This window comes from Variovorax glucosi, assembly GCF_051216695.1.
Lineage (GTDB): Bacteria > Pseudomonadota > Gammaproteobacteria > Burkholderiales > Burkholderiaceae_C > Variovorax.
The window spans coordinates 119,734-131,639 of sequence record NZ_JBPJZE010000004.1 but is presented as its reverse complement, the minus strand read 5'-3'; the positions used below and the strand labels follow the sequence as shown (position 1 = coordinate 131,639).

Below are 11,906 nucleotides of genomic sequence, written 5' to 3'. Positions count from 1 at the left end.
GATGATGACGCTGCCGTTGGGCTCGGACGTGCCGCTGATGAGAGGCAGCGAGTCGTCGGTGACGCCCAGCGGGTTGTTGGCCACGTTGCCCACGGTCGTGCCCTGGTCGTCGTAGACCGAGGTGATCAACGGCACGATGGTGGGCGCCGTCGTATCAATCAACAGATTCCACGGCGCCGAAGCCACGGAAACATTGCCAGCAGTATCGGCGGCCTTGACAGTAAGCGGATGCGTACCATCGTTGAGCGGCGAAACCGGTGTGAATTTCCAGACGCCGGCAGCATCGACCAACGCTGTGCCGATCGGCTGGCCAGCGTCGAAGATGGTGACGATGGTTCCCGGATCTGCCGTACCCGCCAAGCCCGGCGTGGTGTCGTCGGTCGGGGCCACACTGCCCACGGGGATGGTGCCCTGGATCGAACCGACATTGTCGATGGCAGAGAGAATCGCGGGACGCGACGGTGCAATGGAGTCGACCGTGAGGGCGAACGCGGCAGTTGCCGGGCTCTCCACAGCTGTTGCTGTAGTGACCGTGGCGGTCAGGTTGTGCAAGCCGTTTGCCAGACTTGTCACTGGCGTGATGACCCAATGGCCGGCACTGTCGGCAGTGGCCGTGCCGATCGGGACGGTGGTGCCGTCGAGGTAGAGCTTGACCAGCCCACCGGCAGTCGCGGTGCCGCTGACGGTCGGATTGCGATCATCCGTGCTCGCACTCATGGCCAAGGCGCCGAGGATCGGACCGAAGTCATCGAGCACCTGGTCGATCGCGATCGCCACAGTACTCGTGTCCAGCGTGAAGTTGATCGGCTTTGTCGGCGCAGAGGCATTGCCAGCGGTGTCGATGACTGTGGCAGTGAACGCATGTAGGCCTGGCTCGAGGTGCGGCGAAGTGTATGTCCAGTTGCCTGCTGCATCCACCAGTGCGGTGCCTAGCTCTAAACCGTTGTCCTTGACGGACACCGTGGCACCCGCTTCGGCCGTGCCCGTAAAGGTAGGTGTCGCGTCGTCGGTCACTCCGTTGTCGAGGATGGGGCCAACCACGGTGCCGACGTTGTCGGTCAGCACGGGATTCGCCGCGACCTGGGGCAAGGTCGCGTCGACGACGATCTGGTACGGGCCCGTTGGGGCGCTGGGGATTCCGGTCGTGTCGGTTGCCGTTGCAGTCAGGCTGTGCGTGGTGATGCTCCACTGCCCTTTCGCATCGGCCATGGTCGTGCCGAGAAGCGTGCTGTCTTCGCTGAACAGACTGACGATCGAGCCGGGCACCGCAGTACCTTCGACGGTTGGGGTTCGGTCATTGGTATGGCCGAACGGCTCGACGTTGGTGATCGCACCGACATCGTCGATGACGTTGGTGATCGCAGGAGCCGTTGGGACGCCGCCCGAGATAAGGCGGAAATCGAAGGGAACGGATGCTGGCCCGACGTTGCCGGCCGCATCCAGCTCCGAAGCCGTGACGTGGTGGAAGCCGTTGAACAGCAGTGCCGTCGGCGTGAAGGTCCAGACGCCGGCCGCGTTCGTCAGGGCGGTACCGAGTTCGACCGTGCCGTCCCGGATGACGACCGTGGTGTTGGCTCCGGCAGTGCCCGTGAAATCAGGACGGGCATCATCGGTGTTGATTCCGTTGACGAGCAGGCCCTGCGACGCGCCCTGGTCGTCGACGACCGAGGTGATGACAGGCACGACAGTCGGTGCGATGGTGTCGACCAGCAAGGCCCACGGCAGCGAAGGGAGTGATACGTTACCGGCCGCATCGGTGGCTGTCACGGTGATCGGGTGCGTGCCATTGTTGAGCGGCGACACCGGCGTGAAGGTCCAATTGCCCGAAGCATCTGTCGTGGTGGCACCCATATAGACGCTGCCATCGAACACAGCGACTGTGCTGCCCGCCTCGGCCTTGCCTGTCAGGCGCGGCGTCGTGTCGTCGCTTGGAACGCCAGCGGCAACACTGCCCTGGATCCTGCCCACGTTGTCATAGACCGACACGATGGTCGGTGTGGCCGGAAGCACCGTGTCGACCGTGAGCGTGAACGCCGAAGTCGGCAGGCTCTCGCCGGTTGCGGCAGTTGTCACCGTGGCCGTCAGGGTGTGAAGGCCATCGGCCAATGGCGCCGTCGGTGTCATGACCCAATGGCCGGTGCTGTCGGCCGTGACCGTACCGATCAGGGTCGTGGTGCCATCGAGATAGAGCTTGATGGTGCCACCTGGTGTGGCGCTACCGCTGATCGTAGGGGTACTGTCGTTCGTACTTGCATTCATCGCCAGCACGCCAGCGATGGGAGCGACGTCGTCGAGCACTTGGTCGATCGAAATCTTCACCGCGCTCGCATCGAGGGTGAAGTTGATCGGCGTGGTGGCCGGAGAGACGTTGCCGGCCGGATCCGTGACGGTAGCGGAGAACGTATGCGGGCCGTTTTCCAGATGTGGCGAGGTGAAAGTCCAGGTGCCGGCCGGATCTACCAGCGCGGTGCCCAGTTCAGCCGTCCCGTCGCTGATCGTTACCTTGGCACCCGCTTCTGCCTTGCCCGAAAAAGTGGGCGTGGCGTCATCGGTGGTGATCCCGTTGGTTATGGCACCGACTACCGGGCCGACATCGTCTGTCAAAAGCAATGCAGTCGCGACAGCAGGAGCGTGCGTGTCGACGACGATCGGGTAAGGTCCGGTCGGCGCACTCAGGTTGCCCGCCGGGTCGACGGCCTTGGCAATGAGACTGTGCGCGCCTTCCGACAGTGGCAATGTGGTGATGGACCACTGGCCGAAGGCATCGGACGTTGTCGTGCCGAGCAGCGTGCCGTCCTCGCTATAAAGCTTTACAGTCGAGCCAGGTACCGCCGTGCCTTCGACCGTGGGGGTCGGGTCATTGGTGACGCCGTTCGGAACGATGACGGACACCGTGCCGACGTCATCGATCACAGCGGTGATGGCGGGTGCCGTAGGCACGCCGCCGGTGATCAGCCGAAAGTCGAAAACACTGGAAGCCGGACCGATGTTGCCCGCCGTGTCCATGGCCGATGCCGTGACATGGTGAATGCCGTTGCGCATCGGCTCCAGCGGCGTGAACGTCCAGGTGCCAGACGCATTCACTGAAGCAGTGCCGATCTCGACTGCGCCATCCTTGATGATGACAGTGGTGTCGGCTTCGGCCGTACCAGTGAAATCGGGATGGGCGTCGTCGATGATCGTGCCGACGCCGCTTGCAACCACACCCTGCGACGTGCCTTGGTCGTCGACAACTTTGGTGATTAAGGTAGGTGTTGTTGGAGCGGTGATGTCGATCACCACGTTCCATGGCACCGAGGGAGTCGACTCGGTGCCGGCCGAATCGGTGGCCGTCATCGTAATCGGATGCACGCCGCTTACCAGCGCAGGCGATGGCGTCAATGTCCAGACGCCTGAGCCGTCAGCTACCACAGTGCCGATGAGTTGACCGCCATCGAAAATCTTGACGATGCTGCCTGCCTCCGCTTTGCCCGTCAGGAGCGGAGTCGTGTCGTCACTGGGCACGCCAGCGGTCACGTGACCCTGAATTCGGCCCACGTTATCGTCGACCGAGACGAGCGCCGGTGGACTTGGCGGCGTCGTGTCGACCGTCAAGGAGAACGGTGCGGTCGGAGGGTTCTCGCCGGTTGCAACGGTCGTGACCGTGACAGTCAGGTCGTGTTTTCCATCGACCAGGAGAGTTGTTGGCGTGATGGACCATTGACCGGTGCCATCCACGACTGTCGTGCCGATCACCGTCGTCGTGCCGTCGAGATAGAGCTTGACGACGGCGCCCGGCGTGGCAGTGCCAGTGACGGTGGGTTTGTTGTCGTCCGTGACGTCACCCGCCCTCAGCGTGCCGATGATGGTGCCGATATCGTCCTTGACCTGGTTGACTGCAATCGTCGGAACAGTCAGATCGACTGTGAAATCGATCGGCGTTGTTACCGGAGAAATGTTGCCGGCAGGATCGCTCACCGTTGCAGTAAACGAATGCGCACCCGGGGCTAGTGTCGTGGACGTATACGTCCAATTTCCTTCTGCGTCTACGAGTGCCGTACCTTGCAAGGCGCCGCCATCCCTGACTGTGATTGTGGCGCCCGCCTCTGCCTTGCCGGTGAAGGTCGGTGTCGCATCGTCGGTAATGGTGCCATTGACGATCGGACCTTGAATTCGGCCTACGTCGTCCGTCAATGTGCTGGCGGTGGTCGCTGAAGGTGCGAGCGTGTCGACGGTGAATACCACCGGAACGCTTGTCGGCCCCGTATTCCCTTGTTTGTCCGTTGCCGTCGTCGTCACTGAATAGGTGCCGTCGACAAGTGGGGCAAGCGTGAAGCTCCATACGCCGGAGCTGTCGGCAACGACGGACCCTACCGGCTTGCCGTCATTCATGATGGTGACGACGCTTCCCGGCTCGGCCGTGCCGCTCACGGTTGGTGTAGCGTCGTCCGTGACGCCCTTGCTGGGCACGAGGCCCTGTATCGAACCCACGTTGTCGTACACACCGGCAACTGGAGCCGTAGGTGCCGTGAGATCGGTAACGATCGCCTTGCCAGGCAGGCTGATGTTGTCGGCTGGATCGGTGACAGTGGCAATCCACTCCCCAAGCGGCTTGCTCGGCATGTCGATCTCGAGCTCGAACTTTCCGGTCGGGTCCACCATAGTGGTGTGTTTGACGCCTGACGGATCTGTAATGGTGACCAAACCACCTGGCTCGCCCGTTCCCGTCAAATTTGGCTTCCCATTGCCGTCCGTATCCGCGACGTGCAATACAGGTGCGACAGGTGCAGTTGCGTCGACCGTCAAGGTCAACGTCGGGCTCGATAACGTCGTGCCAACGGAATTGGTCAATCCGTAGCCGAGGGTATGCACGCCATCCGGTAGCGGCGAATTTGGCGTCAGTGTGCCGGTGGCTGGATCGTACGTTGCTGGCTTGATCACGCCATCTACATAAAGCACCGCACCAGTCGCGCCAGAAGGCAGCGCGCCGATATGCAAACCGGGGGTGGTGTCGTCGGTCAGGGTCGCCGTGCTGTTCGGGTTCTGTACAAGACCCACGTTGTCCAGATAGCTGTTCGGACGTTGCGTCGGCGTGCTCAGAGGCTCCACCTTATGGCTACCGCCAGCGGCTGCAATCGCGACTCCAGCAAGCCCGACCGCTCCAATTGCCCCAAAAACGGCACCTATCGGAAAAGCCGATGCGAACATGGGCGCCCAAGCTGCACCAGCCAATTCCGCGCCACCTAGCGCCTGAATGCCATCTATACCATCCGATAGCAGTGGTACATAAAAAGCGCCATCGCCAGACGTGGGTATGTACTCGAAGTATTGACCATTCTCAGCGAGCCCGACGAGGTGATTATCGTTTTCGCCGTAGAAGTCCTGAAGGACGAGATCGGAATGAGCCGGATCGCTACCTTCAAAAGCAACATGCAGATCTTTCCCGACGCGTCGAACAGAAATTTTGTGCGGCGCTTTGCCAGTTGCTGTGTCGAGCAGCTCTACATTGACATTGCCATCGACCTTGATAGAAGTCGGCTGATTTTGTCCTGAAACGACTTTGACATTCTGGATTGTTGCTGTCGCCGAATTGATCTTGATTACGTATGTTTTGTTCATTTGATTGCTCCTTGGAGGTCGCGGGCGGGTATCAGTAAAGCGTTGGGGCGATTAGGTATGCAAGACTGGTTCAATTCGTGGACTGCCCACGCACAAGAATTTCGACTCGGCGGTTCGGCTCGTTGCAAGAATCGATCTGCGATTTGCTTTTAAATCGCAATCCGCAATCGGCGACGATAAGGTCGGCTGCGCCTTTTCCAGTTGCAACGGTGGTTGATAGGGCGATCCCGGATTTGACGAGATACTGCGCAACCGTCTGCGCTCGTTTTTTCGACAAGCTCAAGTTGTGTGCTGAACTTCCTGTGGGATCTGCATATCCAGTAACCGAGAGACTTTCGATGATGCTGTTCTCCGCGCGTGACGCACGAATAATCTTGTCAAGTTCGTTTTTTCCATCTTTCTGCAAAGCCTCGAAAGCGAACTTATTAAGACCAAACAACATCGAACCCTGCAGGGTGTACTTTGTTGCTGGCCTGATTTGCGGCGACTTGACTGGCGTTACGACATTAACTTCGACGGCACAACCTTTCGTTTCCAGACGAGAGATCGTGTGCGCTGCCTTGGGAATTTGCTTTAACGCCGCATCGGCAGCGGTTCCATCTACAGGTTTCAGCCGAGGTGCACCACTGTTGTCGTCCATCAGCTGAAAATACAACGTCGTCGACGGTTGCAACTCATAGCGCTGTCCATACGGTATTTTTTCCTCAACAGCCATAGCTCCTCCGTCGCGAACCGCATCCATGAAGTGAGCACCAGGACACACTTCTGCATAAGCCCAAGACGGTCTTGGGAAACTTGCGTGATAGCTCCCATCGATAAACACACTGACAGTTTCTTTACGTGCCGCGGCTGCAGCAAAAGCCTCTTCGGAGTTCTCTCCCACCTCACCTTTAGGTAGTTTCATGATGACTATGGCGCTGTACCCGTGACCCAGTGTTGGTCGCTTAGCGGTCTGGTCAAGTAGCGTCCACGGCTGCTGGTTTTCCTGTGCAATGGCGGGCAACGCCGAACAGAAATAAGCAGCAACTGCCAGCACTGGCACAAGTGCTAAATTTGCCAGACGAGGTTCACGCCGATGAAACACGGTAGTGCAATTTAATTGACTCATGGTTTTCCTTTGAGATAGCTGAAAAGATGGTCGCTGGATAACTTATTCAATACCGAAATAAGCTACACACAGAACGTCATCAAAAAATAAAATGAACGACACTTTGCGGCAAAGAAGATGCAAGGAAGCAGTTTTCTAAATCACTGATCAAGATAGAGGGGCTGAAAGATGAGGGCGCAGGCTAACGCTCGCCCATCGAGTAGCTCAAGGTTTTACTGATAGGCTTGGTCAGGTAGCTAAGCACCGTACGTTCGCGCGCTTTAATTTCGACCGTAGCAGTCAATCCAGGACGCATCTGAATCTCTCTGGTCTTGCTGCTTTTGAACTCTGCCTCCTTGACCAATACATGCACCCGGTAAAAACTGGTTGGTCCTTGCTTAGAGTCTTCGGTAAGAGAATCTGGACTCACATAAGTGACTCGACCAGTCAAAGCGCCAAATATTGAAGAATCATAAGCATCGAGTTTTACAAAAGCCGTCTGCCCAACTTCAACAAACGCGATATCAGAGGGGTTCACTTTAGCTTCCGCGATCAGGTCCCCGTCGGTTGGCGATATCTCGAGCACGGTGTCCCCTGCGCGAAGAACTGCACCCAATGTGGTAGCTCGAACGTTGTTGACAATTCCGTTCGTCGGCGCAAGCAATTCGGTGTGATCGAGCACCTGAATCCTGTCGCGCAACAACTCCTGCTGAGTGTTGAGATCTTCCTGAGCTTTGGTCATTTCAGTCTGCGAGTCCTGAAAATACTTGTTTCGGCGATTAGTGATCTGTGCGCTGATATCCGCTGCCGCTCTTTCGAGGCGCAAAACTTCTGCAACGCTGACGTCGAAGGTCGCCACGAGACGGGAATTGATCTGCAGTTCGCGATCTGCAATCTTCAGCATTCGCTGCAACGAGCCGATATCGCCGTTGAAAGCGGTTTGCCGCCGGTTGTAGAGGTCGGTCTGATTTCGGATGTAGTCGCTGTAAAGCAGCAAATCGGAATCAAAACGAAGCGATTTTCCGTAAACCTCTGCTTGGAGCCGGCTGAGCGTAATACGCAAGGCAGCGACTTTTGCCTTGCTATCGTCTACAGCAGCCTGCGCACGCTCTTTCTCAAGAGTGACGAGCAACTGGCCTGTCTTGACTACGTCGCCTTCTCGCACATGAAGCTTTGTCACCACCCCAGCATCGGGAGTTTGAATCACTTGTGTACGCTCCGCGGCGATAACGCGGGCCGACGCGCGTGTGACTTGATCGATTTTCGAGAAGGCCGCCCAGATGAAAAGAGCAAGCAAACCCGCGACAATGATTGCGATACCCAGCCGCGAACCATGAGGCCGAGGAAGATCGTCCTTGAGCCCACCAAACATTGGCAGCTGGTTTTGAGCGTTTCCCTTCATGTCAAGCCGCCTCAGTCATGGAGGCAGGTCTTGCAGCAGCGTTTTGAGTGAGCAGTGCAGGTGCTGGTGTCGCAAGCTTGGCAAGAACGTCGTCTCGAGGTCCGTCAAGCACGATGCGGTTTCCATTGACTACAATCAGCCGTGCAACAAGCGGCAGAAGACTTGGCTTGTGGGTAACGATCAGAATGGTTTTCCCAGCTCTGGCCTCTTGCGCAATAACCTCCAGGCAGTGCTTCTCCTGTTCTTGATCCATGTTGGCCGTCGGTTCATCAAGCAACATGATTGGCGTATCTGCCAACACAAGACGCGTGAATGCGAGCAGTTGTCGCTGACCCCCACTCAGGCCTTTCCCGCCCTCCGAAATAAGCCGGTCAAGGCCTTTAGGATGGCTTTGCACGAACTGATCCATTCCGGTGCGTTTCATTGCACGTCTAAAAGCCTCGTCGCCAGGATCGGGCATTCCGATCAACAAATTCTCACGCAACGTTCCTTGAAAGAGCCGGTGCTCCTGCTGTAAATAACCCATCTGCCGATTTATTGATTCACGGCTGATATGCAGGATATCCAACCCATCGATCAAAACGCGACCCTCGTTGGAGGCATACATCCCACTGAGCAAGCGCAGTAATGTCGACTTACCCGAGCCGATTGGACCGAGCACTCCGATTTGCTCCCCCGCTAGAATCCTCAGACTGGGAATTTTTAGAGCAGGTGGATTATCTCCATAAGAAAACTTAATTTCCTCCAAACGATAATTTCCAACGAGTCGATCAGGAATAAGCACCCGATCAACCTCGTGGTTATCGACTTTCAACTCGAAGATCTTGTTCAACCCATCCAGCGCGGCGCGTGCATGTGCGTGTTGAACGATCACTCCAGGTAGTGCCAGAATCGGCGATATCACTCGTCCACTCAGAATCGAACATGCGATGAGAGCACCTGTCGTCATATCTCCTTGCATCACCAGCAGTGCGCCTACAACAATGACGCACATATAACCGATTTGCTGAATCGAACTGGCAATGAAATGCGTGCTTTCGTTCGCTCGACGAAGCTTGAGATCGTTATGAATTGTCGTGGCGTTTATGCGAGTCCAGCGAGAAAGAAACTTCCACCCGCCCGAACCTGCCTTGATGGTTTCGGCGCCTTCTACAGCTTCGACCAATAGACCAGTCTTCATATTGCTCAATTGAGCACCTTGGGTAGCGAGAGCCATGATTCTTTTTCTCGCGACCAGGCCTACAGCGAGTGCCAGGACCGACATTAGCAAAGGCACGAGAGCAACGATGGGGCTGGCGATCACTGCCATGACAATCAGGAACAGCAGTCCCATTGGTACATCGACTAGAGCAAATAAGGTCCCTGCGGTATAAAAGCTACGAACCTGTTCATAACCTCTGAGTTGGGAAACCAAACTCCCAACAGATGTCGGTACCTGATCGACTCGCAATTTCAGGAGGCGCTGGAACACAGCTGGTGAGAGGCGGTTATCTACCCCCACTGAAACATGGTCCATGATGTGCGCGCGAGCAAATTTCATGACCAGCTCGAAGACGATTCCAATCGACACGCCAATGCTGAGAACAACCAATGTGTACTCTCCCTTGGTAGGAATCACTCGGTCATACACTTGCATGGAGAATAATGAAGTGACCAGCGCAAGCATGCCGATAAAGACGGATGCCACCAGAGACTCAGCCATACTTGAGTGAAAAGGACGCAAGGCTGCATGGAGTACAGCGGTAAAACTTTTCGGCTCATACGCAGTTGCATCACCCCCTACGTTGTCGAGCAGCGCGCTAGAGAGGCGCAGTTCCACACAGCAGTTTCTTAGCGCGTCTGTTGAGATCCTCTGGCTGTCCTGCGGAAAATTTATACGCCAGTGTCCATCTGGCTCCCGATCCACAAGCAAACCCCAACCATGGTCGGGCAGGTATGTCAATAGCGGCAAATTAGACCGATCAGGGTATGTATGCCGTACTACCGGCTCATATCCCAGTGCAGCCATAACTCGATCAATGGTTGCAAGACCTTGAGCAGGAGTAACCTTCGCCAAGCTTTCTCGTACTCGCACGGAGTCAAGTACGACGCCGTGACTCCGCATTGCGGCGTCAAGCGCCCACTTGAGACTTTCGTGAGATTCTGCTTTTGGGATTGAATTGAAAAGCGTCTGCAATTTGTGACTTTCAGCGGGAAGAGATCGCTGCTTCAGCAGACGGAACAAAAAGCGACTCGCTCGTCAATGCAGATTGCGATACAGGCTGCGATACGGGCTGCGATACAGCTGCGCCCTCACCCTCTGTTACTAAGCTGTTGGACACTGAGCCCGCATTGCCTTGAACTCCAAGCTTGAGTTTCTCGGCGACATCCGAAAGTTGTGATTCCGTTCCGACGGCGACATCGATGAGTTCAGGATCGACACGTAGTTGAAGTCTGTACAAGGCCGCTGCCTGCGCTGCATTTGCATCGACCAACGAATAGGAGTTCTGCGCAACCTCGCGGAGGGCATTCATCAGATCGAGCCATGTTTTTCGTCCAGCCGCAAATTGACGCTCATAAGATTCGAAGACACGCTGCGCGCCCTTGACTGCAGCGTCCAGCGACTGCGCTCTCAATCCGTTGTCACGAAGATCGTCGACATCGACGTCGAGGACCTGACGTGCCTCGATCCTTGCTGCTTGCGCCATCTGCTCGAGCGCCAATGCGCGTGAAGCCAGCGCGCGCTCCTCCACCAAGTTTGCGAAACCTGCTCCCGTTGAGTAGCGCAACCCGATGTAGGCTGCGGTGTCACGTCGATTGTTGATAGCCTGATCCAGGCGCGCGTATATCTGGGGGCGCGACTCAGCCACTTTCACGTTAATACGCTCGTTACCTTGACGCAGTTCCTCAACCGCGCGTAGTACAGCCGGTTGCCGATTGGCCACCACATCCCAGTCTGTTTGAACAAGCAATCTGGATCTTTTTTCCAGCTGTATTTTCGATGGTAGTAAAGGCGGCTCCGACAGAACGGTCTTAAGATTTTTCAACCCTGTCAGGTTTTGAAGCTTTGTGATTGAAACTTGCACGCTGGTTTGAGCTTGCGTCAACTCAACGCGACCCTGAAGAATTCGTGAACGCACCAGATCCAAGTCGATGTTTGTTGAAAGCTCTCCCGCTACGCGACGCATCATCATCGATTCATTTAATTCAAGACTTTTGAGCATTTCTTCTGAAACGCGTATTCGTCCATATCCGGCCTGAAGCGCACGTAGCGCGTCGATTACCTGCAGTCCAATATTTTGTCTTTGTGCATCAAGGGCTGCGCTCGCCACGTCTGCTGCACGCTCGGAGACCCTTATCGTTGCAGACGTCAGGCCAAAATCCCATAACGTTTGCTCCGCACGCAATAAACGTGTTGGCGTCTCTACGCTATTTGTAGTTCCCGATTCGAGCGAGGCTGAAAATGTCGGCCAATAACGACGGCGCGCGACGTCGACATCATCGTTCGCAGCGTTTACACCCTGACGCGCTGCCATGATGGTGGGGTGCGCTTCCACGGATGCACGCAGCATTTCAGAAAGACTCAACGCTTGTACTTTGCAAGAAAAGCAAAGGAATACGATCAGCCCGACAGATTTCATGATCTGCTTCTCTCCTGCTCTCTGCTGCGATTTGCCAATCGGCGTTCGCACTACTACCGAGCACAATGGAATGGGTTGAACGACTTTCACTGAACTTCCGATTTTTAACGCGATCGATTGGAAAGATTCTTTACAGTTGCGAATCTGTTTCGAGCGAGTCTATGCACTTACTTTTTGAAATAGTCAAAAAGGAACGAAA

Annotated in this window: 5 protein-coding genes; all 5 read right to left on the bottom strand. The window is 56.3% G+C overall.

Going from position 1 to position 11,906, the window contains the following annotated elements; all coding sequences use genetic code 11:
- The coding region (locus ACSFA3_RS19045; RefSeq protein WP_435507067.1) for an Ig-like domain-containing protein at positions 1-5,598 on the bottom strand (5,598 nt) is incomplete at its 3' end.
- A gap of 70 nt (positions 5,599-5,668) precedes the next feature.
- A complete protein-coding gene (locus ACSFA3_RS19040) occupies positions 5,669-6,706 on the bottom strand; it encodes an OmpA family protein (RefSeq protein ID WP_435507066.1) in 1,038 nt (345 codons plus the stop codon).
- A gap of 181 nt (positions 6,707-6,887) precedes the next feature.
- Positions 6,888-8,087, bottom strand: coding sequence for a beta-barrel domain-containing protein (locus tag ACSFA3_RS19035; RefSeq protein WP_435507065.1), 1,200 nt, complete (start codon positions 8,085-8,087; stop codon positions 6,888-6,890).
- 1 nt (position 8,088) lies between these two features.
- Positions 8,089-9,906: an ATP-binding cassette domain-containing protein gene (locus tag ACSFA3_RS19030; protein ID WP_435507064.1), complete on the bottom strand. Its 1,818-nt coding sequence runs from the start codon at positions 9,904-9,906 to the stop codon at positions 8,089-8,091.
- A gap of 367 nt (positions 9,907-10,273) precedes the next feature.
- Positions 10,274-11,797 carry a TolC family protein gene (locus ACSFA3_RS19025; RefSeq protein ID WP_435507063.1) on the bottom strand — a complete coding sequence of 508 codons (1,524 nt, stop codon included), beginning with the start codon at positions 11,795-11,797 and terminating at the stop codon, positions 10,274-10,276.
- Positions 11,798-11,906: the final 109 nt, after the last annotated feature.